Here is a 24,240-nt window from a genome sequence, read left to right on the forward strand (position 1 = left end):
CCAGGTTAACAGTCAGGAGAGCGCGATGGGTGAGGGACCAGTACTGGTAGTAGGCGGCACCGGCATGCTGGGCGGCCAGGTGGTGACGGAACTGCTGAACCGGGGAAAACAAGTGCGTGCCTTGGTGCGCCCCGGCTCGGATGCTTCCCGGCTCGAGTCTGCGGGTGTGGAGATTGCCCGTGGCAACATGATGGACCCGGAATCGCTGCAACGGGCCATGACCGGTGCCGATGCCGTTGTCAGCACGGCCGCCGGCTACACCCGGCACCGCAAAGGCGACACTCCGGAAACCGACACCGTGGGCAACTCGAACCTCGCCGAAGCGGCCAAGCGCTCCGGGGTCCGCCGGTTTGTCCTCACCAGCATCCTCACCTGTGACCAGACACCCGGAGTCCCGCATTTCTGGCACAAGAGGCTCATGGAGGACCGGCTCCAGGCCTTGGGCGTGCCGTTCGTGGCCTTGCGGCCCGGCGCCTTCCTGGACCAGGTGACCCGGTTTGGCGGGGACCCCTTCAGCAGGCACAAGGTGATGTGGTTCGGATCGGCCGGAATCCCGCTGACGTTTACGCTCACTCCGGACGTCGCCGGATACCTGGCCGCGGCTGTGGATGCTCCCGGCATCGAGGGCCAGCGCATCGATATCGGTTGGGACAGGCCCATCGCCATGCAGGAGTTCGCCGACCTCGCCGGGCAGTTGACGGGTGAGGAGATGCTCGTCCGGTCGGTTCCCCTTCGTCTCCTGCGGGCGGCGGGGACCCTGATGGGACCGGTCAACCCTATGGCCAAGGACCTGGCTGCGATGATCGGCTGGTTCCAGACCGGCCGGTACGTGGCCGACACCACCCGGCAGCGGGAGGTGTTTGGGACGCCGCCCGCAGCAGAGGACGCAGTCCGGCGGCTGATCACCAGCCTGGGGCACCCTGTGCAGATCTAGGTTTTCCTCTGGCGGGACTGCTCCCAACCAACAGCGGGGCCACCTGCCGCTTCCCCTGTTACGGGACGGCGGCAGGTGGCCCTTGCTCCAGCGGCTGGAAGCTTTAGCCCGCCATGATCAGGTGCGTGACGTGGTCGTAGCGGAAGGTGACCGCTCCGCCGTCGTGCTCAAAGGCGATGTCGGCACCAGGGCTGGCCCCGCCCGCCCCATAGCTGACGCCCCAGGACCGGTTCAGGGCGGCCTTGAAGGCGTAGGTGCCGGCGGGCAGGTCCGGTACAGACAGCTTCCACACGAGGTCAGCCGGATCCAGCACCAGTTGGGCCTGGTCGCACGCCGGCTCCCAGTCCGCGGCACAGCCGAGTTCGCTGTTCATGCTTCCGGGGGCGGATACTGCACCAGGCTGCTGCGAGGCGTACACCGCGCTGATCACATGCGTGCTGTTGTCGTAGCGGAACGTGACCGGACCGCCGGGATGGTCCAGCACGAGGTTGGGCCCGTTGAAGGCGCCGCCCGCCCCGTAGTTCGCGTCCCAACCGCCATTGAGCGCGGCCTTGTACTCGTACTGCCCGGCTGGAAGGTCAAGGGTGAGGCGCCAGATTTTGTCCGCCGGGTCCAGGCTCATCATGGCCCGGGTGCAGGCCGGATCCCACTGAGCGGCACAGCCCATCGCCTGGTTGAAGGACCCCACCGCTGTCACTGAACCAGGCTGCGGCGCCTCGCCCACAGTTACAGTCCGGACGTCGCTGACCACGTCGAAACCAGGGCCGGCCATAGTGGCCCGGTACTGCACCTGGTCGCCGTCCGCCAGTTCGGCTACGTCGTCCTTGACCGAATACGCCGGTGACGAATCGTCCGTTCCCACCGGCGTCCACTCCCCGCCGGCTACGCTGCGCTCAAACGAGACCACATGGCTGGCCTTTTCCGGGTCCGCCGTGGCGCTGACTTCCACCGGGCCTTCCACACTGCTGCCCTCGACGGGCTTCTGCAGGGTGAGGATCGGCGCCGGAACTGCTGCCGTGCGGGACCGGGACGTGGCGGTGTGCCTTCCGTTGTCCAGCACGGTGGCGCGGTACTCCACGGCTGTGCCGGCATCCAGCCCCGCGACGTCATGGAACACCTGGTACGGCGCAGTGTCGTCGGTGCCGATGGGCTGCCAGCCACCGCTGGCCGTCTTGGCCTCGAAGGTGACCTCATAGAACGAGGAACCGTCGACGTCGGCCGTCACTTTAAGGCGCGCGTTATCACCCTGCGCTGCAGCAGGCTCCTGAAGGACGACGGCGGGCGCCGCCTTGGAGTGCGGGATCCGGCCCGACGACTGGTAGACCACGGCGGACAGCGGGGGAACGGTGACCGTCAGCTTGCCGTCCGCGGAGGTTTTCGCCTCTGCTGCTGCGTCCCCGTAGACGCGGGTGTAGTTGCGCTTGGCGATGTAGGTGGGCACCTGCGCGGTTTGTGCCTGCTCACTGTTGTTCAGCGCCACCACGTACTCGCGCTGGTCCTCGGCGTCGGTGCGGGAGAAGGCGTAGATGCCTTGCCCGTCGGAAGCGTAGCGGTGCTGGTGGGCGCCGTCGCGCAGTGCCGGGTGCTCCTTGGTGAGCTGGGCGAGTTGGCTGATCTTTGAGTAGAGCGGGTGGCCGGTGTTGAAGTTGTCCGTGGCGTGGGTGGCATCGGTGCCCAGCAGGTCGTCGTCGAGGTACTCCGACACCTTGCTGGCGAAGAGCGTCTGCCTGGCGTTCTGGTCGCCCCCGGGATTCCCGGTAAAGCCCTGCTCATCGCCGTAGTAAATTACGGGATTGCCGCGGGAGAAGTACATCAGCTCGTGGGCCAGTTGGTCGCGGGCCACCTGCTCAGAGTCGGTCGAACCGGGGTTGTCTGCGGCGATGAAGCTGCCGATGCGGCCCATGTCGTGGTTCCCCAGGAAGGTGGGCAGCTGGTAGACGTTGGAATCGGCGTCTGTGTACCAGTCATCACCTGCGAAGAAGGTTTCCAGGGTGCCGGCGTCCTGGCCCTTGGAGGCGAAGTTGCGGGCGGCGTCCTGGAAGGGGAAATCCAGCACTGCCTGCATCTCATTCCGGGTGGTGAATTGCGAGGTGAAGCTCTTGGTGGTGTCGAAGACTTCACCGAACATAAAGAACTCGTCCTTGCCCTGTTCCTGGGCGTAGCGCAGGACGTCAGGGCCGAATTCCTGCCAGAACTCGTTGTTGACATGCTTCATCGTGTCGATCCGGAAGCCGTCGACACCGAAGTCGCCAATCCAGGTTTTGTAGATGTCCTTCATTCCGGCCACCACCTTGGGGTGCTCGGTGAAGAGGTCGTCCAACCCGAAGAAGTCTCCGTAGTACGAGTCCTCGCCTGCGAACGTGGTGTCACCGCGGTTGTGATAGTAAGTGGGATCGTTGAGCCAGGCGGGGACTTTCAGGTTTTCCTCGCCCGGCTCAAGGACAGGTTTGTAGGGAAACGACGCCGCAGGGTCCAGTGCAGGGAAGCTCCGGGAGCCCGCGTAGTCCCGGTCGTCGAACTCGTCGCCTTCCGCCGTCTTGTAAGGCACTTCATCCTTGGACGTGTATCCCTTGCGGGCGGCGCCTTCGTAACCGATGACGTCCGCGGTGTGGTTGGTGATGATGTCGAAGTACACCTTCATGCCGCGGCGGTGGGCTTCGTCGATCAGGGCCTTGAGTTCGTCGTTGGTGCCCAGATGGGGATCGATCTGGGTGAAGTCCGTGATCCAGTAGCCGTGGTATCCGGCCGACTTGTCCTCCGGCTGGACGGCCTTGTTTTTGAAGCTCGGGGTGAGCCAGATGGAGGTTGTGCCCAGGCCCTGGATGTAGTCAATCTTTTCCAGCAGGCCGGCGAGGTCCCCGCCGTTGTAGAACCCCTTTTGTGTGGGGTCGAAGCCGGACACCATGGGATTGTTGCCCAACCCGCCTTGATCGTTGGCCGTGCTTCCGTTGCTGAAGCGGTCGGCCATCACGAAGTAGAAGTTCTCGTCCGTCACGGGGGCGCGGAGGCTATGGAGGGCCGAGCCTGCGCCCGGGCCCTTGGGATCGGGGGTTGCCTGCGCAGGAAGAACCGAGGATGAAACGGCTACTGCGGCTGCCAGCAAGGCAGCGGCAGTGCGGGCCGTCGTGGTCGTCCGCCACCTGGTGCCGGGTGCCGCGGCTTGAGGTGCGGTACTGGAGCTTATTTCTGCGCTCGTTCTGGCGTTTTTTCTTGTGCTTCGCTTGGCGCGTTTTTTCGCGCCTGTTTTATCGCTTGTCGGAATGCTCGAGAGGGTGCGGAGTTTCAAGGCAGGAGACCTTTCCTGGTAGCTGCGCTGCTTTACAGGCTTGCCGGAGCAAGGGAATGGCATGGGATGCCAGGTTCGCGAGGCAACCCCAGCCGCCCTGTGAACCACGCCACAACTGTAAGCGCTTGCACTGAATAACTCCAGCGTTTGGAAAGGCCATGACTGACGCCTGCCGCTTTGCCCAGCGGTGCCGGGACTAACCGCGCAGGCCGCGGCCTTACCCTTGCCGGTGCAAGGCCATCTGGCGGAGCAGCTGCCTATCCTGCGGGTACCAAAGCGGTGGGGGAAGGTGTCTCCAGGTTGTGGACCACCGGTCCGGGCAAGCCCGTGACAGGGTCCAGCTCGAAGGTTGCTATGTTGTCCGACCGCTCGTGGGCCACGTGCAGCCATCGGCCGTTGACCAGATGATGCCGCGGCCAGTCACCTCCGCTGGGGAAGTCCTTGACCGGCACCAATTCCGTCCCGCCGGCACCCACCTCCAGCACGCTTACCAGGTTGGAGCCGCGCACGCCCACGTACACGTGCCTGCCCTCCTCGCCGAGGCTGATCTCGGCAGCCGAGTCGTCCGGCAGGCTGTCGCCGGAAGTGGCCGGACCCCGGAAAACGAGCTCGAACGTCCCGGCCTCGGGCCGGACGACGAACACCTCAACCGAGTATTCCGAAACCACAAATACGCTGCCGCGGGCGTGCTGAACCAAATGGCGTGGACCGGACCCGAAGGGGAGAGCCACCTCGTGGTCTGCAGCCAGGCCAGTCCCGGGCACGTAATTCCAGATCCGGAGGGTGTCGTGGCCCAGGTCGGTCGTCATGATGCGCCCGTCCTGCAGCATCAGGCTGGCATGGGCGCGGCTCTGCCGGGGCTCGCCCGGAGTTTGGCTGGCGTGCGGATCCACCGAGGGCAGCGCGGAAAAGCGCGCGGTGATGCTGCCGTCGGAATCCAGTTCGTACAGCAGGACCTGGCCGTCGCCCCAGCAGGTAGCGGTGAGGAAGCGGCCATGGGGGTCCACCGCCACGTGGCAGGTGGCTTCTCCCGAGGGGTGCGGATCGCCGAGGGGCTCCAGCCCAAAATCCCCCGTGCGTTTAAAGGCCCTGACCATCTTGCGTTGCTCGGCCACTGCGTACACCACAGGCAGAGTGGGGTGAACGGCAACGAACGACGGCGAGTCAGTCTTGGCCGCGGTACCCAACCACTCGAGCGAGCCGTCAGGGTGTGCGGACAGTGCGCCGATTCCTTCCGCGCGTCCACCGCCGTCGGCAGTGTAGGTGCCGGTCCAGATCAGGGTGTGCGGGGCAGTGGAAGTCATAGGTTTATCCTGCCAAAAAAAGCCCCGCAAATACGGGATATTGAGGTTTAGCATTGGATTCCAGCGGCCGCAAAGGAGGTGAGTCCGATTCCTGCTTCATCAGCTTTGGGCAATTCCTTGTGCCGTTCGGGCCCTCAGGCCTAATGACGTGCGAGTGTCCACGGATCACCGAAAGGCGTTTCATGCCAGCTCCTGAATCACTTGCTCCTCCCAGCTTTGCCGGTCTTGTGTCAACGCTGCGGGCGGCTGGCTGTGTGTTCGCAGAAGATGAGGCTCACCTGCTCTTGTCCGAAGCTTCCAGCGTCGCTGAGCTTTTGATGTGGGTGGAAAGGCGTGTTTGCGGTGAACCCCTTGAGTGCATCGTTGGCTGGGCCGAGTTCTGCGGACTCCGCATAGCAGTCGATTCGGGTGTTTTTGTGCCCCGCCGCCGCACCGAACTGCTCGTTTCGGAAGCTGCCGCGCTGCTGCGGGAACGGCTAAAGCTTTCCACGTCGTCGTCCGCCGTCATTGTGGATTTATGCTGTGGATCCGGGGCAGTGGGCGTGGCAGTAGCCACCCAGGTGTCCGTAGGGGAACTTCACTCGGCGGACATCGACCCAATTGCCGTGGAGTGCGCCAGACGGAACGTGGCAACTGTTGACGGACACGTCCATCGAGGGGACTTGTATGCTGCCCTCCCTTCCAGGCTTATGCACCGAATACAGCTCATCGTGGTGAATGCTCCCTACGTACCTACGGGCTTGCTGCCGACAATGCCGCCTGAAGCCAGAATCCACGAGCCGTCGCGTTCACTCGATGGGGGCGCCGATGGATTGGACCTCCACCGGCGCCTCATCCGCGAAGCGCACGAATGGTTGGATCCGAACGGCCATCTTGTTATCGAAACCAGCGAGCGTCAGGCTGCCGGAACTGCGGACATCATGGCGGCCGGAGGGCTTGCCGCACGCACTGTCCACTCTGAGGAGCTGGACGGCACGGTCGTGGTCGGTACCCCACGCTGCTGGTGACTCGACGACCAACGGCGGATCTTCCTGGGAGCAGGCAGCCGACGCCCCCGATCTTGATACTGGAACAGCGTGATGCTGCTCCGGGCAGACTTCGCCGGCGGCGGTCAGATGGGTGGACGGTCCTGTCCAAGGGAGCGCGGCGGACAACACCTGCGCTGAATGCGGCGCCGCGGTCCACCGTTCATTCCCGGGGCGTTGGTGGTGGGGGTGGTTTGAAGTAGTTGTTTTGTTGGGGTTTTTGGTGGGGGTCGAGGTGTTTTGGGGGTGTGTACCAGGGGGTGCCGTTGATGGTGGTGATGGTCCATTGTTCTTTGTGGATGAGGTGGTGGTGGGCGGAGCAGAGGAGTGCGCCGTTGTCGGTGGTGGTGGGGCCGCCGTGGGACCAGTAGGTGATGTGGTGGGCTTCGCACCAGGGGGCGGGGATGGTGCAGTTGGGGAAGGTGCAGCCTTGGTCGCGGGCGGTGAGGGCAAGGCGTTGAGCGGTGGTGAAGAGCCGGGCTTTGCGGCCGAGGTCCAAGAGTTCGCCGTGGGTGCCGAGGACGGCGGGGATGATGTCGGCGTCGCAGGCGAGTTTGCGGAGGGCGGCTGCGGCGACGGGTCCGGTGAACACGAAGTTGCCCGTGCCCGTGCCGGTGCCGGTAGTGGTGGTGTTTGTGGCAGCGGCTGTGCCGGTGCCGGTGCGTGTGCCGCCGTTGCCCGTGTAATTGGTGCCCGTCCGGTGGGGGAGGAGGTCTTGGTAGTTGATGGTGGCGATGATTTGGGGTCGGTTGCCGCCGGTGCTGGGCAGGGTGTTGGTGGCCAGGGCAACTTTCGCGGCACCGACGAGACCGTCGAGTTGTTTCTGCGACCGGGTGCGGCGGTCGAGCTCCACCTCGCCGTCGTGCCAGGGGCTCAGTCCGGTGCCACTGCCACTGCCACTGCCGGTGCCGCTGCCACTGCCGTTGCCGTTGCCACTTCCAGTGCCGGTGCCGGTGCCACTTCCAGTGTCGGTGCTGGTGCCTGTGGTGGTGCGGGGGTTGGTGGCGGTGTTCATGACGGTGAGGAGGTGTTCGTATTGGTCGGTGGTGGCGAAGATTTCGAGGTGGTGCAGGCCGTGGCGGGGTTTGCGGATGAACGCGCCCTGGGTGTGGCGGAGGGCTTCTTCGCTGGGTTCGGTGCCGTCGGCGTCGATGGTGTCGGCCCAGCGGCGGGCGACGCGGGCGAGGAAGTCCGGGTCGGTGGTGGCGGCGGTGGTGGTGAGGTTCTCCTCGATCAGCGCGAGTTTTTCCGGTGTGGTGAGGTGCTGGAGCCGGTTCAGGGTCAGGCTGATGATGGTCCCGGCCCGGGATGAGACAGCCGGGCTGGCCGGGCCCTGACCGGGCGCCGTGACCGCACCGGTGCCGGCGGTGTTTTCGGTACGATCGTCCGGATCGGGGCCGGAGCCGGTGCTGGAATCGTCGGTGCTGGAGTCGTCGGTGCTGGTGCTGGTGCCGGTGTTGTCGAGGTTTGGGGCGGGTGTGGGCGCGAGGGCGGCGGCGAGGTGTTCGCGCGGGGCCGGAATGGTGTCGCCCGTGAGGGTGGTGGCGGGCAGGATGTCCGCGGCGAGGGCGAGGCGGCGGTGGGCTTCGCTCTTGCCGATACGCAGCCGCTGGCGCAGGAACTCGGCGGTGTTGGCGCACCCGTCATCGGCCGGCGACGTGACAACCCGATCCTGCCTGTCGGTCCCGGCCCCGGTGCCACTGCCGACTGAACCGCTGGCAGTTGAACCGCTGGCAGTTGAACCGCTGGTGGTTGGGCCGCTGGCAGTTGAACCACTTGCCGCTGCGCCCTCGGGCCAGGCGGCGTCCGTCTCATCCAGGGTTTCAACGCCGTGGTCCCAGCCGGTCACCCAGTTTTTGCCCGTCCGGGAGCGGCAGGCACGGGCGGTGCCGGCGTCCGCTATGGCCTGTGCCCGGGTACGGTCAACGACACCGGCGGCCAGGATCTGCAGGTATTCCACAGCGCGGGAGAGCTCCTCCACCTGCCCGGCAAAATCAGCGGCTTCAACGTAGTCAGCCGCCGCAAGCCTTGAGGGGGCAGCAGCGGCGGCAGCAGTCAGGAGCCGGCAAATCTCCGTCAGAGTGTCCGCCGCATCAGCACTCGCCCCGGCGACCGGGGCGAGTGGCGCGGCTTCAGCCGGCCCAGCTTCAGCCCGCACAGCATCAGCCCGCACGGCGTTATCCGGCACAGCTTCGTCCGGTTCATCTTCATGAGGGGCGGGCCTGGCGGGAACGACACGAAGGTGACCGGTAAGACTGAGGCGGGAGTCGTCGTCGTACGCCTGAGGGCCACGGCCGGGATTGCTCCCAGCCCGCGTCAGCACGGCGTTAGAACCGCCGAACTCCGCAAGCTGATCCCCCATGGCTTCCATAGGGCAACTCTGCCAAAGACCCCTGACAAAAGTGCTCGCAAAAGCCGCTATGTGGAAAACCCAGGCACCAGTCACGGAAGCCGGTAGCCCGGGCACTGAGACAGCTGGAGGGAAGTTAGTGGACATGCCGCTGGCCGCCGCGTCCCCCAAGGATCGCGACGGCCAGCAAAGCCATCCAGTTGTAGCACATCAGCGCTGCGGCCTCTTGTCACAAGGGATGCCGCGCGTGATGAGCAGCCGCCAAAGCTAAGCTTTGGACTCCGGTTCGCCGCTGGAGGTGTCCAGGTTAAGCGTCTCGGGGTGGGTGCTGTGCGCGGGGATGTGGCCGCTGTCAAGGCCGGACCCCCCGGTAGTCCCGGCAGGAGTCCCGCCGCTAGTGCCACCTCTAGTCCCTGCCGTCCCGGCAGAGGCAGCTGTTGTAGTGGCGCCGTCGGACGTGGACTTGCTGTCCCCGGACCCGCCGTCACGGTGCATGGCCGAGCCGATGACGGTGCCTGCGCGGCGGGCCGCCTCGGTCAGCTGATCCGCAACTTCAGGGGCTTTCTCCTTGATGGCCTCCGTTGCCACGGACACCTTGTCCTGGACTGGCTTGCTGTCCCAGATGCCTGCAGCGCGTGCCTTGAGCTTGTCGTAGGCTGCCCGGCCCGACCGCGATCCGAGAACGTACCCGGCGGCGATTCCGACGCCCAAAAGAAATTTGTTTTTCATAATGAACTCCTGCTCCCTGAGAAGGTTTCAGTTCCGGCCAGAGAGGCCGGGAGATAGGAAAACCGGCCGGGGGATGATGACCCCGGGCCGGTTTTCCTGGCTAGCGCGCCAGTTAGCTGCGCACACCGCGCTTGGCGATCATGCCGTAAACCAGCAGCACGATGAGCGCGCCGCCGATGGCCAGCAGCCACGTCTGCAGGGAGAAGAACTCCTGCAGTCCGGTGCCGAAGAGCATGCCGCCGATCCAGCCGCCGAGGAGTGCTCCGACGACGCCCAGGACGAGGGTGATGATCCAGCCGCCACCCTGCCGGCCCGGGAGGATCGCCTTAGCGATCGCACCAGCAATAAGTCCGAGAATTAGAAATGCAATAAATCCCATTTTTTGTTCCTCTTCCTAAGTAAAGGAGGCCTCCGGATCCCGGAAGCACTTCATCCTTCTGCCTCAATAGTAATCATGCTTACTATCTTTTTGCCAACCCCGATTCGCAGAAAAACCCTATTTCAACCCTGTTCAGTGGCCGGTGACATCCGAATCGTTGCCCGCGTTAGGACCCTCGTCGAGGATGGCCAATTCCGCTAGATCCTGCGCATCCAGGGCGAAATCAAAGATGTCCAGGTTCTCCCGCATTCGCTCCGGATTGGCCGTTTTGGGAACTGTCACAATTCCGTTCTGAACGTGCCACCGAAGGACCAGTTGGCCGGGCGTTTTGCCATACTTTTCACCCAGCTGGGACAGAAGTGGGGCGCTCAACAGACCAGCGCCGTCCCCTCCCAGCGGGCTGTAGGACTGGGTCACGATTCCGTGCCGGTCATGGAACTCGCGCTCGGACGTCCGGGTGATGGCCGGGTTCAACTGAATCTGGTTCACCGCCGGCATAACCTCTGTCTCTGCCATCAGCCGCTCCAGGTGCGCGGGCTTGAAGTTGGAAACACCAATGGAACGGACCTTGCCCTCTGCCTGCAGCCGCTCGAAGGTCTTCCAGGTAGAGACGTACTCATCGCGCTGGGGTAGCGGCCAATGGACCAGGAGCAGGTCCACGTAGTCGAGCCCCAGCCGCTTCAGTGACCCCTCCAGCCCTTCAATTGCACGATCGCTGCCCTGGAACTGGCCATCAACCTTAGTGGTGATAAACACATCATCCCGGTCCACGCCGCTGGCCCGGATACCGTTGCCCACGCCCTGTTCGTTGCCGTACTTCACGGCAGTATCGATGTGCCTGTACCCGGCTTCGAGGGCTTGTACGACGGCGGTCGCCGCCTGATCGTCGTCCAGCGGCCAGGTGCCAAGACCTACCTGCGGAATGGAGTGTCCGTCATTAAGTTTGATCAGCGGTGCAAGTGTCATTGCAACAGTCTCTCCCTTAGGCCTTCGCCGTCCTAGCCCCCAAACGAACGCAGGATGTTTTCGGCGTTGTGGGCCAGGGCCACGCGTGCGTTGTCCGAAACCTTGTCCGGGCCCTTCTGCTGGCCCAGGAACTTCACGAAGCGCTGCAGTGCCTGCGCAGCCTTGGGGGCATCGCCGTCTTCAACCGCCTTCGCAGCCTGCTGGATGCCCGCCGTCAGCTGGCTGCCCACCGGCCCTGTCACGTCTCCCGACTCCACCAGGTCCTCCAAAACGTGCTGCAGCGCCTTAACGCTGCCCGGAAGCCAAGCGGCCCTCAGCGGCACATCCGCGAAGTCCATGTCAGAGGCGAGGTAGAAGTCCGTGTAGGCCGGCTGGTTGTAGGCGGTGTTCTGGCGTGCAACTTCCGCACGGTACTGCGGGTCGTGCATCAGCGTGTAGAGCTTGTGATTGGTCACTTCGGTGCTGAGGTACATCCGCAGGGCAGAGCTGTCCGCGGTCCGCACCAGCAGTTCCTCCCGCCAGTCACCCACCACGTCCGCCACCAGGCTCGGGTTGCCCTTGGTGCCGTTGTTGGTGCGGGTATCGGTGGCGGTAAGGAGCCGGCCGCGCTTCCAGTCATCGATGGTGGGCGTCTGGTCTCCGGACCCGTTGACAAGCTGCGTGGTCATGTCCGCAGCCCACTTGATGCTCATGTTGGTGCCGGGAGTTTTCGTGGGCGAGAGCTTGTCGCCGTCGGCTGACTGCATGCCGATGGCCCAGTTCTCGATTCCGGGAACGGCAGGATCAACATCACCGATCATGCCGCGGCCGGTGTCTTTGCCGGAGTAGGCGCCGAATAGAACCTTGCCGGTGGCGGCGTCCCGCATGGCGTAGCCGTAGGGCGCATAAGTGCTGCCCTCGTGCACACTAAAAATCTCTTTGCCGGGACGTGCGGGGTCGATGTCGGTGACGTGCATGGCGTCGCCGTGGCCCAGCCGGGCTTCGTCACCGGGCGTGGCGCTGCCGGCCGGCATGGTGTCGAAGGAGCTGTAAAGGAGCGAGCCGTCGTCGTCGATGGTGGCCGAGCCGTAGACGACCTCCTGTTTGCCGTCGCCATCCACGTCCGAGGCACTCAGTGAGTGGAAGCCCTGCGTGGTGAGCTTTCCGAACTCCGGGTCCGTGCCGTCACGGCCGTGCGGGCCGTCATTGAAGGGGTTGGTCATGGGGGTCCAGCCGGAGTCCACGTTCCACACGGGGGAGAGGTTCGATCCGTCCCACGTGTAGGCGGCCAGCGTGCTGCGTGTGTAGTAGCCGCGGGCGAAGACGGCCGCCGGCTTCTGGCCGTCCAGATAGGCGACGCCGGCGAGGAACCGGTCCACGCGGTTGCCCGGCTCGATGCGGGACATGGCGTAATCGCCCCACATGAGGCCGTCGTCGTGCCGGCCCGGCTCGTAGGCAACGGTCTTCAGTTCCTTGCCCGTGGCGCCTTCGAACACCGTGAGGTACTCCGGGCCGGAGACGATAAAGCCGTCAAAGGCGCGCAGGTTGTTCCGGGCACTGCGCGAAGGGGCGTAGACGTCCATGAAATAGTCCGTCACTGCCTCGGCGTCGGCCTGGGACAGCGGGTACTGGTACTTCGGCGCGATCCCGAACGCTTCCTCCAGCGTGGCGGGCCAGTTGCCGGCCTTCACTTCCGGGTGTTCGGTCCAGCCCTGGAAGGTCTTCACCATGTGCTGGTAGTAATCGGTGGCGCTCATCCGGTAGTCGTCGGAGTTCGAGTAGCCGGCCTGGATGTCTGATTGCAGCAGGGAGACGAAGCTTTCAGAAGCAACGCTGCCGTCGGCGTTGAAGTTGGTGCTCTTGGTTCCCGGCGCCGTTTTCATCATCATCTCTGCGCGCCCGTCGCCGTCGAAGTCGTTGACCAGGAGCTGGGTGTAGTGGGCGCCCGAGCGGATGTTCACGCCGAGGTCGATGCGGTGGAGGAGGGTGCCGTCTGCTTTGTAGGTGTCAACGTAGGTGTTCCCGGTGTACCCCACTTGGGAGACGTCCTTGGAGTTGTTCGGGTCCCATTTGACGATGAATTCGTACTGGCCGTCGCCGTCCACGTCGCCGATGGAGGCGTCGTTCGCGGCGTAGGTGTACGACTGGCCCGTGGGCGTCACACCGTCGGCCGGCTTCTTGAGCGGAATGTCCGTGAAGTTGCCGCCCCACGACATGGCGGTTGCGCTGCTGTCCACTTCAACGCCGCCGACGACGGCCCGTACCTGGTATTCGGACGCTGCGGTTCCAGTGGTGTCCTGGTAGTTGGTGCTGTCTGTGACCGTTGCCAGCTTTCCGCCATCCCGGTAGACGTTGAAATCGGTGCCGGTCAGGCCCGTGGCGGAGGCGCCGGTGGCTTCGTGGCCCAGGAGGCGCCAGCTGAGGAACACACCTTCTGACGTTTTGGCGGCCACAAGGCCGCGGTCCAGGTGTTCCAGCTGGACGCCTGAGGCACCGGGCTTGGGAGATCGTTCGACGGCGGAGGCCGGGGCGGAGAGACAGCCGACGGTGAGTGCGAGGCCAAGGGCTGCAACCGACAGAAGGCGCGCAGGGGTACGGGAGGGATTCACCAATGAATCCTTTCAATTTCGAGACGGGAAAACGCTTCCCCAGTAACTTAGAGGAGGAGGAGGGCGTAAAACAAGCCTTGCGGCAGGGTTCGAAAGAGGGTATTTAGAACGTTGTAGATTTTGGTTCCCGACGTCAGAACGTATGTTCACCGCAGGCACGTCAAAAGAGTCAGGCTCCCCGGCGGGCCCATCCAGTCAACTGGTCGCTCAGATCCATGAACTGCTGGTTAATCACCTGCACCCCGGGATTGGCGTTGTACCAGTTCACGATTTCCCGGGCCCCGTCCGCAAACGGGATGGTGGCGCAATAGTCCGGCACCAGGGACTTGATCTTCGTGTTGTCGAAGACCACCGAATGGGAGCGGTCGCCCAGCAGATTGGGTCCAAGTTCGTCACTGTGCGCGGCGATGGTTTCGGACGCCACGTGCACCAGTTCCGGCTCCGGCACGCCGGCCGCCCGGGCGAACAGTTGGTAGATCTGGTTCCAGGGCAGGTACTCATCGGAGGTGATGGTGTAGCTCTCACCCACAGCCTGGGGCCGGCCCAGCAGCCCTGCGAAAGCCTTGGCGAAGTCCTTGCTGTGCGTGAGGGTCCAAAGGGACGTGCCGTCCCCGTGCACCATAACCGGCAGCCCGGCGCGCATTCGGTGGATATCCGTCCAGCCGCCCACCATGGCGATCTTGGTGCGGTCGTAGGTATGCGACGGCCTCACCACTGTGAGCGGGAAGTCCTGCTCACGATAGGCCTCGTACAACAGTTCCTCGCAGGCAATTTTGTCCCGCGAGTACTGCCAGAACGGGTTTTTCAGCGGTGTGGACTCCCGGATCGGCAGCCGCGTAGGCGGCTTCTGGTAGGCGGACGCGGAACTGATGAACACGTACTGCCCGGTACGGCCGGTGAACAAATCGATGCTGGCCTTGGCCTGGTCAGGCTGGTACGTAATGAAGTCTGCGACGGCGTCGAACTCCCGCCCTGCCAGCGCCTCCTGTACCGCTGAAACGTCCCGGACGTCCGCGTGCAGGATTTCCACTCCTGCCGGGACCGGCCTTGCGGACCGGCCCCGGTTGAGGATTGTCAGCCGGTGGCCCAGCGCGACGGCGCGTTGTGCCGCCGTCGCGCTGATGACCCCGGTGCCGCCGATGAAAAGGATGGTTTTCGGTGCCACTGTATCGGCGACAGGTCCGAGTGGATTCACCACGCGTAGTCTTCCGGCGCCGTGCGGTGCCCGGGGAAGATGTCGTCGAGCCGCTTGAGCGCATCGGCGTCGAGCGTGACGTCCAAAGCCCGGATGGCGGCGTCGAGCTGTTCCTGGGTCCGCGGCCCGACAATAGGTGCCGTGACGGCGGGCTGGTGCAGCAACCAGGCGAGGGCGATGTCACCGGGCTCCTGGCCCAGATCATCGGCAAAGTCCTCGTACTGCTGGATCTGGTCCTGGTTCTTCTTGAGGGTTTCGGCTGCCCGGCCCTCAGCCCGCCGGACGCCCTGCCGTTCCTTCTTCAGCACCCCGCCCAGCAGCCCGCCCTGCAGCGGGGACCAGGGGATAAGCCCCAGACCGTACTGCTGGGCTGCCGGAATCACCTCCAGCTCGACCTGGCGCATCAACAGATTGTAGATGGACTGCTCGCTGACCAGGCCGGTGTAGTGGCGCCGCCGGGCGGCCTCCTGGGCCTGGGCGATGTGCCAGCCGGCGAAGTTGCTGCTGCCCGAGTACAGGATCTTGCCCTGCTGGACCGCGACCTCGATGGCCTGCCAGATCTCGTCCCACGGGGTGTTCCGGTCAATATGGTGGAACTGGTAAACGTCGATGTAGTCCGTCTGCAGGCGCTTCAGGCTCGCATCCAGTGCACGGCGTATGTTCAGCGCGGACAGCTTGGATTCGTTGGGTCGGTCCGTCATGGTGCCGTAAAGCTTGGTGGCCAGCACGGTGTGCTCGCGCCGCTCGCCGCCCTTGGCGAACCAGCGGCCGATGATTTCCTCGGTCCACCCCCGGTGTCCGGCTCCGCCGTACACGTTGGCGGTGTCGAAGAAGTTGATGCCCTGGCCAAGTGCGGAGTCCATGATGCTGTGGGCTTCGGTCTCCTCCGTGTGGGGACCGAAGTTCATGGTGCCCAGGCAGAGCCGGGATACTTTGAGGCCGGAGCGGCCCAGTTGGGTGTACTGCATTGAAAAGTCCTTTCGGTGATTGAGGCCTGCGGAGCAGGTTCTACAGCTGCGTAAAGGAGGCGACGGCGGGATCTGACCCGAGGCGCGCTCCGGACTCAAGCGCCGTGATGGCGGAAAGTTCGTCCTCGGAAAGGGTGAGGGCTGAGGCGGCGAAGTTTTCCCGGATCCGCGTGGCCTGGCTGGACTTGGGGATCACGATGTTTCCGGCCGCAAGATGCCAGGCGAGCACCACCTGGGCGGTGGTGGCGTTGTGGGCGCTGGCGACGGCTGTCACCGCATTACCGTTCAGGTCGGCGCCCCGTCCCAACGGGCTGTAGGCTTCCACCGCGATGCCCAAGCGCCGGCACTTGTCCGCCAGTTCCGCCTGCTGGTAGCTGGGGTGGAGCTCAATCTGGTTCACGGCCGGAACAATTTCCGCGGACTCCAGCAGGTCGTCCAAGTGGTCCGCAAGGAAGTTGGAGACTCCGATGGCACGGATCTGGTTGTTTTCGTACAGCCGCTCCATCTCCTTCCAGGCCTGGACATACAGGCCCTGCGACGGAACCGGCCAGTGGATGAGGTACAGGTCCACGTAGTCCAGGCCCAGTGCTAAACGGCTGTTCTGGAATGCTTCCTGGGCCCGGTCCTGCTCGCCGTTCCGGAGCTTGGTGGTGACAAAAATATCCTCGCGGGGGATGCCGGTGGCGGCGATTGCGGCTCCCACGCCGGCTTCGTTGCGGTAGGCCGCGGCAGTATCGATGTGGCGGTATCCGGCCTCAAAGGCGTCCTCCACGGTCCGCTGGGTGTCTTCCGGCGGTACCTGGAAAACACCAAAACCAAGCTGGGGGATAGTAACGCCGTTGTTAAGTGTCAGCTCTGACATGGGGGCTCCTTGAACGGTGCGGGTAAGGGTGCCGTCGGCTCGGCCCTAAGCTCGAAGTGCCGAGAAAACGGTTTCTGTTGGCTCGCTACTGAGCCTATGCACTTTTGGCCCCGATGTCAGCACGCAAGCCTGATCTTGTTTTTCCTAGGACTGCCGGTCCTACCTTCGTTGTAGAAGTGCGTGGGCAGCACGGGTCACAATGGTCTTCATGGGTCAAAGCGCCGAGTTCGGAAAATTCCTCAAAGCCATGCGTTCCCGGTTAAGCCCCGAGGACGCCGGGGCCGGTCCGTCCACCCGTGCGCGGAGGGTGCCCGGCCTTCGCCGGGAGGAAGTGGCGCGGCTGGCGGGAGTCAGCACGGATTACTACGTCCGCCTGGAACAGGGCCGGAACATCCACCCTTCGCGCACCGTCCTGGATGCGGTGTCCGGGGCGCTACGGCTCAGCAGCAGCGAGCACGCTCATATGATGGATCTTTTGGAGCACTGTGCCGCCACGCCCCGCTTGGCCGGGCAGGCGGCGCAGGGCGTCCGCCCGGCATTGCGCCATCTCCTCGAGGCAATAGGCGATGTTCCCGCCATGGTGCTCGGCCGCCGCAGTGACGTCCTGGCCGGGAACCGCTTGGCTTTCCTGCTCTTTACGGATTTCCCGGCGCTTCCAGTGGCGGAAAGGAACCTCACCCGGTGGCTCATTCTCGACCCGGCCGCCCGGGCGCTGTTCCGGGACTGGAAGACGGTGGCTGCCGAAGCTGCCGGCGCGCTCCGCCTGGATGTCGGCCGGCATCCCAACGACGCGCAGGCCAACCAGCTGGTGGGGGAACTGGCGGTCAACAGCGAGCACTTCCGGCAATGGTGGGCGGGGCACCGGGTGGCCACCAGGTCGGCGGGGACTGTCCGCCTGCACCATCCCACCATCGGGGACCTGGAACTGAACTTTGAAAACCTCGTCCTCCCGGAGGACCCGGACCAGACGCTCAGGATCTATTCCGCCCGGCCTGGGTCGCCGTCGGCGGATGCCCTTGCCTTGCTGGGCAGCCTCGGTGCCGCAAGCCTCGGCGCCGCAAGCTTCAGTGCCGGGAGCCCCAGCGACGGGAGCCCCAGTCCGCTGCCCGGGCCTGTGCGGCAGCGCAGGCTGGCACCAGGCGCCCCCGCACCTGTGGCGGAAGGTGCGGAGTAGCGGCCCAGCAGCGGCGATACCCGCTGTACATTTGGCCAGCAGCAGTGGCCAATTCTGGCCACGAGCCCATTGGGAACGTCCTCCAGCCTTCCTAGGGTGGAGGAACAAGTCTCACTCAAGGATGGTCTCAACGATGAAACGCATCGCCCTGCTGAAGGAACGCCAGGCTTCCGCCGCCACCGGCGCCCCCTCTACCGCCACCGGTTCGCACTGTCCGGCTTCCGGCCTGTGGAGCCCCGACCTCGACCCGCACACCGTGTTGTCTTTCTTCGAAGGGCACGTTTTTCCAGCGTTCGACGGCGTTCCCACCGTCTGGCGGCGGCGCACGGCAGGTGCCGTATCAGCTAATTAGCTCTGGTTGAACCAAAACTGGCCCGCAGTTAGCGTCCTCACAACGAGGGGACGTCAACTGCGGGCCAGCGGACTTGGCTTAGTGTTCTTCCAGCCGGAAACCGAGCTTCATGGTGACCTGCCAGTCAGCGATTTTGCCCTCTTCCAGGTGGCCCCGGATTTCCTTGACCTCAAACCAGTCAAGGTTGCGGAGGGTCTGGGATGCCTTGGCGATTCCGTTCCGGACGGCGTCGTCCACTCCCTGATCCGACGTGCCGACAATTTCAGAAATGCTGTACGTGTGGTTGGACAACTTCGCTCCTCGTGATTGCCTTGGGGCTCCCGGTTGCGGGCCGTTCTTGAAGACTAGTGGCACTTCCAGAACGTTGACCAGCCCTTGAGGCGGGAACTGCGGCCCCGCCCGCGCGGGTAACCCTTCAGGGTTGCGCGGTCTACTTCGCCTCAAGCACCAGGTTCTTGAGGTCGTCGAGGGTCTGCTGCATGTGGGCGTCCATTGCCTCCCGCGAACGCGCAGCATCACGGGATTCCAATGCTTCGGCGATGTTTTGATGATGACCGATGGCGTGCACCTGGATCTCGCGCACCGCTGACGTTTCGGTCCGCCGCTTTTCCAGGACCCGGTGGAGCGGTTCGAAGAGAACGGCCACAAACACGTTCTCGGAAGAATGCAGGATCAGGTCGTGGAACGCGAGGTCCGCTTCCACGAAGGCCGCGACGTCGTTCACCTCGTGGGCGGCGCGCATGGCGGCGACGTAGCCGTGAAGCACCTGGATGTCCGCGTCGCTGATACGCCCCGCGGCGAGTTCGCAGGCACCGGTCTCCAGCATGCGGCGGAGTTCGATGAGCTGGACGGACGCCTCCGCTTCGTTCTTGCCCTCGGAGGCGGCCCGCAGCACTGCCTCCAGCGAGGCCCACCGGTTGAGTGGGTTCACAAAGGTGCCGCGCCCGCGCTCGACACTAAGGATCCGCTGCGCCTCAAGGGTTTTCATTGCCTCGCGGACGGTCATCCGGCTCACTTCATGGGCGGCGCTGAGTTCGTGCTCACCCGGAACAGTGGCGCCGGGGGGAAATTCGCCCGCAATGATGCGGTCCAGGAGCTCATCCGCCACCTGGCCTACCAGCGACTTCCTTGCCATGCTGCCCCCGTCAGTGCCCCTCGTGCATATGCCAGACAAATCTACTTGCGCGTCTTTATGTCCTATGCCACACTAGCATCAGATGCAAGATGTCAGACATCTTACAGATCCCTTTTACACCAGGATCCCGCCCGGATTCATACACAACGGAGTGCACTGTGACGCTTGAAGCAGACGTTCTTGCCGCCTACCCCGCCGAAGTCCGGATTCCCGCCGACCTGGTGGCCGGCACGCTGGCTGCCTCCAACGCGGAGACCCCGCGTGTCCTGGTAGTGCTCGACGACGATCCCACCGGAACGCAGTCCGTGGCAGATTTGCCCGTGCTCACCCGCTGGGATGTGGAGGACTTCATCTGGGCCTTCGGCCAGTCCAAGCCTGCCGTTTACGTCCTCACCAACACCCGCAGCCTGGACCCCGCAGAGGCCGCCGCCCGGAATGAAGAAGTGGTCCGCAACGCCCTCGCCGCCGCCGGATCCACCGAGGACCTGCGCCTCGGGTTCGTCAGCCGCAGCGATTCCACACTCCGCGGCCACTACCCCCTGGAGCCGGACGTCATTGCCGCCACGGTTGCGGATGTCAGTGGAGAAAAGACCGACGGCGTAGTGCTGGTTCCAGCCTTCCCCGACGCCGGGCGGGTCACCATCGGCGGCGTCCACTACATGCGCGGCACCGGCGACGCAGCCGGAACGCTGACCCCGGTGTCCGACACCGAGTTCGCCAAGGATGCCACGTTCGGCTTCACCACCTCTGTGATGGCCGACTACGTCCAGGAGAAATCCCAGGGCCGCTTCGCTGCAGATTCGGTGATCGTCCTGGACCTCAACATCATCCGCGCCGGCGCCGTAGCCGAAGGTTCCTCCGGGGACGCGGCAGCCAGCGCAATGATCAGCGCCAATGCCATCGCCGACGCTATCTCGGCGGCCACAGACTCCACCCCGATCGTGGCCGACATCGTCACCGAAAATGACCTTCGCGCTTTGTCCCTTGGCCTGGAAGAAGCTGAACGGCGCGGCAAGAAGTTGCTTTACCGGGTGGGTCCGCCATTTGGCCGTGCCCGGATCGGCCAGGAAATCCGCACCGAACTCAGCGGCCCCGAGGCCTACGCCGGCAACACCCCGTCCGAGGCTGGCGGGCTCATCGTCGTCGGCTCCCACGTTGGCGTCACCACCCGCCAACTCAAGGCCCTGACCGAACAGCACAGCGCGGCCCGGATCGTTGAGATCGACGTCGAAAAATTGCTTGCCGCCGAAACCGAAACGGCCGCTGACGCCTACCTGGACCAGACCGTTGACACAGTTGTCGAAGCCCTCCGCGGCGGCGACGTCATCGTCCACACCAGCCGGCTGCTGATCAAGACGGACGACCCCGCCGAAAGCCTGCGGATCGCGCGCACCGTGTCGGCCGCCGTCGTCGCCGTGGTCAACCGGACCCTCAAGACGTTCCCCCCGCGGTTCGTCATCGCCAAGGGCGGCATCACCTCCTCGGACGTTGCCGCTCATGGCCTGGAGATCCGCCACGCCATTGTCCGAGGCCCCATGCTGCCGGGCATTGTCTCGCTGTGGGAGCCGGTGGACGGCCCCGCCAAGGGCATCCCGTACATCGTCTTCGCCGGCAACGTGGGCGATGACCAGTCCCTCGCCGACGTCACCCGCAAGCTCAGCAACACTTTCTAGCATCTTCGCCAAACAATCCCGCCAAAATTCAATGGAGAACACCATGACCAGCAACTACACCGTTACCGTCCTGGGCCTCGGCGCCATGGGCCTGCCCATGGCCACCCGCATGGCGTCCCAACTGACCGTCCACGGCTTCGACATCGCCGAGCCCCGCCTGAAGCTCGCCGAAGAAGCCGGCATCGCCACGTTCGCCACTGCCCGCGAAGCTGCCAAGGGTGCCGACGCCGTGCTCCTGGCCGTCCGCAACGGCGAGCAGCTGAACGACGTCCTCTTTGGCGGGAACGGCGTGGCCTCCGTGCTCGAGCCGGGCGCCGTCGTCATCCTCGGCAGCACCGTAGGCACTGAAGCCATCCCCGCCACGGTTGCCAAACTGGCCGAATACGGCGTGGAGCTCGTTGATGCCCCGCTGTCCGGTGGACCCAAGCGTGCCGGCGAAGGCGACCTGCTCATTGTGGTCGGTGCTTCCCCGGAGGCCCGCGGGAAGGCAGCCCCCGCGCTGGAACTGCTGGCCTCCACCCTCACCGTGGTAGGCGACAAGCCCGGCGACGGCCAGGCACTGAAGACCGTGAACCAGCTGCTGTGCGGCGTCCACATCGCCGCCGCTGCAGAAGCCATGGCCCTCGCCGACGCGCTGGGCCTTGACCAGGCGAAGACCCTCGCCGCCCTCGAAGCCGGTGCCGCCGGTTCCTTCATGCTGTCCAACCGCGGCCCGCGCATCCTCGAGGCGTACAACGAGGAAGGCGCCGAGGTCCTTTCCCGCCTGGACATCTTCGTCAAGGACATGGGCATCGTGGGCAAGGCCACCCGCGCCGCCGGCCTCGCAGCCCCGGTTGCCGCCGCCGCCGAGCAGCTCTACCTGCTGGGCCAGGCGCAGGGCCTCGCCGCCGCCGATGACTCCGCCGTCATCAAGGTTGTTGCCCCCGCCAAACGGACCAAGTAGCAAGCCACTTCCCCGAAAACGTACGTCGACGGCGGTCCCCCCTCCGCCGTCGCCGTACCCACCCAGCTCGCTAGGCTTAACTAGCGACGTCAAAGGAGACACACGATGAGCGCACTTGCTCTTCTGGCCATAGCAGTGGCGGGCGTCGCCCTGCTGCTCGTGGCCGTCATCAAGTTCAAAATCCCTGCTTTCCTGGCCCTGCTCGTGGTCAGCGTGGCAGTTGCCCTGGTGGCAGGCATCCCGCTGCCGGACATCATCAAAACCGTTACTGAAGGCATGGGCGGAACCCTCGGATCCGTAGCCATCCTGGTTGGCCTGGGCGCCATGCTCGGCAAAATGATCGAGATTTCCGGCGGCGCACAAGCCCTCGCCGGCAAGTTCACCCAGCTGCTCGGCCCCCGCAGGGTCGTCGCCGCCCTGACCGCTGCCGCTTTCCTGCTGGCCATCCCGGTCTTCTTTGATGTCGGGTTCATCATCCTGATCCCCATCATCTACGGATTTGCCAAGGCCGCCGGGGTCAACCCGGTCAAGTTCGGCCTGCCCGTTGGCGGCATTATGCTGGCCATCCACGTGGTTGTCCCGCCGCACCCCGGCGTCGTTGGCGGCGCCGGCATCCTCGGCGCAGACATCGGCTGGACCACCATCATCGGCCTTGCCCTCTGCATCCCCGTGGGTGTCCTGGGCTACTTCGTTGCCCGCCGGCTGAACCGGCGTGACTTCACCATGCTGCCCGCCACCGCCGAGCAGTTCCGCCTCTTTGGCACCGGCACCTCGCAGGTCGAGCAGGAAGCTGCGCAGGGCGCTTCCAATGTCGCGGTCAAGAGCGAGGTCAAGACGGCTCCCAGCCCGGCAATGATCATCACCCTGATTGTGCTTCCGATCCTCATGATCATGGTGGGAACTGTCGGCGCGGTCATCCTTCCCAAGGACAGCTTCGCTTCCCAGCTGGCCGCCTTCATTGGCGCCCCTCTGATTGCGCTCCTCACGGCCCTGGGACTGGCGTATTACTTCCTGGGCATCCGCCGCGGCTGGTCCTCGCAGCACACCGGTGAGGTCATGGACTCGGCATTGGCCCCCACCGCCATCGTTATCCTGGTCACCGGCGCCGGCGGCGTCTTCGGCAAGGTGCTCACCGTCTCCGGCATCGGCACGGCCCTCGCGGAAGGCCTGCAGTCTGCGGGCCTCCCGGTCATTTTGATGGCCTTCGTCCTCGCGGCGATCCTGCGTGCATCGCAAGGGTCCGCAACGGTAGCCATCATCACCACCTCGGGCCTGCTGGCAGCGTCCGTGGCGGACGGCGGTTTCTCACCATTCCAGACGGCCCTCATCCTGGTAGCCATGGGCTTCGGCGCTTTGGGCCTCAGCCACGTGAATGACTCCGGCTTCTGGATCGTCACCCGCTTCCTTGGCCTCTCCGTGGCGGACGGGCTCAAGACCTGGACGGTGCTCACCACCATCCTGGGCCTTGCAGGCTTCGCGCTCACGTTCCTGGTCTGGATCCTTACCGGCGGACTCACCGTCTGATGCGCACCCGACTCGACCACCTGGTCACCTCGGCCCTCCAGCAGGGCTCCGCCGTGCCGGCCTTCACCTGCTACGACTTCACTACCGCGCTGGCCGTGGTGGCCGCCGCTGAGGAATCCGGCCGGGGCGTCATCCTGCTCGTGGCCCCCAAGACTGCCGCTACGTCCAATGGCCTGCGCCTCATCGGCGCCCTCCGGGGCCTCGCTGACGCCGCGTCCGTCCCGGTGGCCGTGCAGCTGGACCACGCAACTGACCTTCAGGTAATGGCCGACGCCGTTGCGGCAGGGGCGGACTCCGTCCTCGCGGACGGTTCGTCCCTGCCTTACGAGGACAACATCGCACTGGTCGTTGCGGCCCGGGCCCTGCTGGGTCCTGACGTGGTGCTGGAAGCCGAGCTGGGCGGCCTCGCCGGGGACGAGGATCGCGCGTTCAGCGCCGACCAGTCCGGCGTAGCCGTGGCCGGTCTGACGGACTCCGCCCAGGTGGAGGACTTTGTCTCCAGGACCGGAGCGGAGCTGCTGGCTGTCGCCGTCGGTAACGTCCACGGCAAGTACAAGGGGGAGCCTCAGCTGCGCTGGGACGTCCTGCAGGATATCGCGGTGCGGACACACATTCCGCTGGTGCTGCACGGAGCCTCCGGGATCCCTGTAGAGGAGCTGGTGAAGGCTGCGTCGATGAACGTTGGCAAGGTCAACTTCAACACTGAGCTCCGCACCGGCGTCCTCGCCACTTTGCAGGAGCACTTGCCGGGGACCCGGTCCGACGGCGAGAACCTCCAGGGGCTCCTGGGCCACTGGAACGAGAAGGCCAAGGACTTCGCCACGGGAACACTGGCAACACTCACTCGGTAAAA

At 64.9% G+C, this 24,240-nt stretch carries 20 protein-coding genes; 8 read left to right on the top strand and 12 right to left on the bottom strand.

The window, feature by feature from the left end:
- Nucleotides 1-25: 25 nt before the first annotated feature.
- The gene (locus tag M1E07_RS03145) at nucleotides 26-934 is read left to right on the top strand and encodes an SDR family oxidoreductase (RefSeq protein ID WP_461188847.1); all 909 of its coding nucleotides are present in this window, start codon (nucleotides 26-28) and stop codon (nucleotides 932-934) included.
- A 103-nt stretch (nucleotides 935-1,037) separates the two neighbouring features.
- Here M1E07_RS03145 and M1E07_RS03150 read toward each other — a convergent pair whose 3' ends face one another.
- Nucleotides 1,038-3,902 carry an alpha-amylase family glycosyl hydrolase gene (locus M1E07_RS03150; protein WP_461190473.1) on the bottom strand — a complete coding sequence of 955 codons (2,865 nt, stop codon included), beginning with the start codon at nucleotides 3,900-3,902 and terminating at the stop codon, nucleotides 1,038-1,040.
- A 575-nt stretch (nucleotides 3,903-4,477) separates the two neighbouring features.
- The gene (locus M1E07_RS03155; RefSeq protein WP_461188848.1) at nucleotides 4,478-5,524 is read right to left on the bottom strand and encodes a lactonase family protein; all 1,047 of its coding nucleotides are present in this window, start codon (nucleotides 5,522-5,524) and stop codon (nucleotides 4,478-4,480) included.
- A gap of 182 nt (nucleotides 5,525-5,706) precedes the next feature.
- On the opposite strand from M1E07_RS03155, the gene M1E07_RS03160 reads away from it, so the two are divergent.
- On the top strand, nucleotides 5,707-6,531 hold the full coding sequence (locus M1E07_RS03160; RefSeq protein WP_461188849.1) for a putative protein N(5)-glutamine methyltransferase: 825 nt from the start codon (nucleotides 5,707-5,709) through the stop codon (nucleotides 6,529-6,531).
- Nucleotides 6,532-6,712: 181 nt separating this feature from the next.
- On the opposite strand, the gene M1E07_RS03165 is transcribed toward M1E07_RS03160, so the two are convergent.
- The 8 genes from M1E07_RS03165 to M1E07_RS03200 form a co-directional block, all read right to left on the bottom strand.
- Complete coding sequence (locus tag M1E07_RS03165) at nucleotides 6,713-8,920, bottom strand: HNH endonuclease signature motif containing protein (RefSeq protein ID WP_461188850.1); 2,208 nt, start codon at nucleotides 8,918-8,920, stop codon at nucleotides 6,713-6,715.
- Between the two features lie 246 nt (nucleotides 8,921-9,166).
- Complete coding sequence (locus M1E07_RS03170; protein ID WP_461188851.1) at nucleotides 9,167-9,628, bottom strand: YtxH domain-containing protein; 462 nt, start codon at nucleotides 9,626-9,628, stop codon at nucleotides 9,167-9,169.
- Nucleotides 9,629-9,740: 112 nt separating this feature from the next.
- The gene (locus M1E07_RS03175) at nucleotides 9,741-10,007 is read right to left on the bottom strand and encodes a GlsB/YeaQ/YmgE family stress response membrane protein (RefSeq protein ID WP_461188852.1); all 267 of its coding nucleotides are present in this window, start codon (nucleotides 10,005-10,007) and stop codon (nucleotides 9,741-9,743) included.
- 132 nt (nucleotides 10,008-10,139) lie between these two features.
- Complete coding sequence (locus M1E07_RS03180) at nucleotides 10,140-10,973, bottom strand: aldo/keto reductase (RefSeq protein ID WP_461188853.1); 834 nt, start codon at nucleotides 10,971-10,973, stop codon at nucleotides 10,140-10,142.
- 32 nt (nucleotides 10,974-11,005) lie between these two features.
- Nucleotides 11,006-13,561: a rhamnogalacturonan lyase gene (locus tag M1E07_RS03185; protein ID WP_461188854.1), complete on the bottom strand. Its 2,556-nt coding sequence runs from the start codon at nucleotides 13,559-13,561 to the stop codon at nucleotides 11,006-11,008.
- 169 nt (nucleotides 13,562-13,730) lie between these two features.
- On the bottom strand, nucleotides 13,731-14,759 hold the full coding sequence (locus tag M1E07_RS03190) for an SDR family oxidoreductase (protein ID WP_461188855.1): 1,029 nt from the start codon (nucleotides 14,757-14,759) through the stop codon (nucleotides 13,731-13,733).
- Nucleotides 14,753-15,724, bottom strand: coding sequence for an aldo/keto reductase (locus M1E07_RS03195; protein WP_461188856.1), 972 nt, complete (start codon nucleotides 15,722-15,724; stop codon nucleotides 14,753-14,755). Before M1E07_RS03195 ends, M1E07_RS03190 begins: the two co-directional genes overlap by 7 nt.
- Nucleotides 15,725-15,764: 40 nt before the next feature.
- Nucleotides 15,765-16,586 (bottom strand): aldo/keto reductase, encoded by an 822-nt coding sequence (locus M1E07_RS03200; RefSeq protein WP_461188857.1) that lies wholly within the window; start codon nucleotides 16,584-16,586, stop codon nucleotides 15,765-15,767.
- Nucleotides 16,587-16,785: 199 nt separating this feature from the next.
- Between M1E07_RS03200 and M1E07_RS03205 the strand changes: the two genes are divergently transcribed.
- Nucleotides 16,786-17,760, top strand: coding sequence for a helix-turn-helix domain-containing protein (locus M1E07_RS03205; protein ID WP_461188858.1), 975 nt, complete (start codon nucleotides 16,786-16,788; stop codon nucleotides 17,758-17,760).
- 133 nt (nucleotides 17,761-17,893) lie between these two features.
- A complete protein-coding gene (locus tag M1E07_RS03210; RefSeq protein WP_104043364.1) occupies nucleotides 17,894-18,112 on the top strand; it encodes a hypothetical protein in 219 nt (72 codons plus the stop codon).
- A 78-nt stretch (nucleotides 18,113-18,190) separates the two neighbouring features.
- On the opposite strand, the gene M1E07_RS03215 is transcribed toward M1E07_RS03210, so the two are convergent.
- Entirely contained in the window at nucleotides 18,191-18,403 is a 213-nt protein-coding gene (locus tag M1E07_RS03215) for a dodecin (protein ID WP_142043055.1), read from the bottom strand.
- Nucleotides 18,404-18,542: 139 nt separating this feature from the next.
- Nucleotides 18,543-19,247 carry a FadR/GntR family transcriptional regulator gene (locus M1E07_RS03220; protein WP_461188859.1) on the bottom strand — a complete coding sequence of 235 codons (705 nt, stop codon included), beginning with the start codon at nucleotides 19,245-19,247 and terminating at the stop codon, nucleotides 18,543-18,545.
- A gap of 158 nt (nucleotides 19,248-19,405) precedes the next feature.
- Between M1E07_RS03220 and M1E07_RS03225 the strand changes: the two genes are divergently transcribed.
- From M1E07_RS03225 to M1E07_RS03240, 4 genes are all read left to right on the top strand, one after another.
- A complete protein-coding gene (locus M1E07_RS03225) occupies nucleotides 19,406-20,920 on the top strand; it encodes a four-carbon acid sugar kinase family protein (RefSeq protein ID WP_461188860.1) in 1,515 nt (504 codons plus the stop codon).
- A gap of 43 nt (nucleotides 20,921-20,963) precedes the next feature.
- Nucleotides 20,964-21,863, top strand: coding sequence for an NAD(P)-dependent oxidoreductase (locus tag M1E07_RS03230; protein ID WP_461188861.1), 900 nt, complete (start codon nucleotides 20,964-20,966; stop codon nucleotides 21,861-21,863).
- A gap of 105 nt (nucleotides 21,864-21,968) precedes the next feature.
- Nucleotides 21,969-23,387, top strand: coding sequence for a GntP family transporter (locus M1E07_RS03235; RefSeq protein ID WP_461188862.1), 1,419 nt, complete (start codon nucleotides 21,969-21,971; stop codon nucleotides 23,385-23,387).
- Nucleotides 23,387-24,238: a class II fructose-bisphosphate aldolase gene (locus M1E07_RS03240; protein ID WP_461188863.1), complete on the top strand. Its 852-nt coding sequence runs from the start codon at nucleotides 23,387-23,389 to the stop codon at nucleotides 24,236-24,238. The genes M1E07_RS03235 and M1E07_RS03240 overlap by 1 nt, the downstream gene beginning before the upstream one ends.
- The last annotated feature ends 2 nt before the right edge of the window (nucleotides 24,239-24,240 follow it).

Source organism: Arthrobacter sp. Z4-13 (assembly GCF_054792705.1).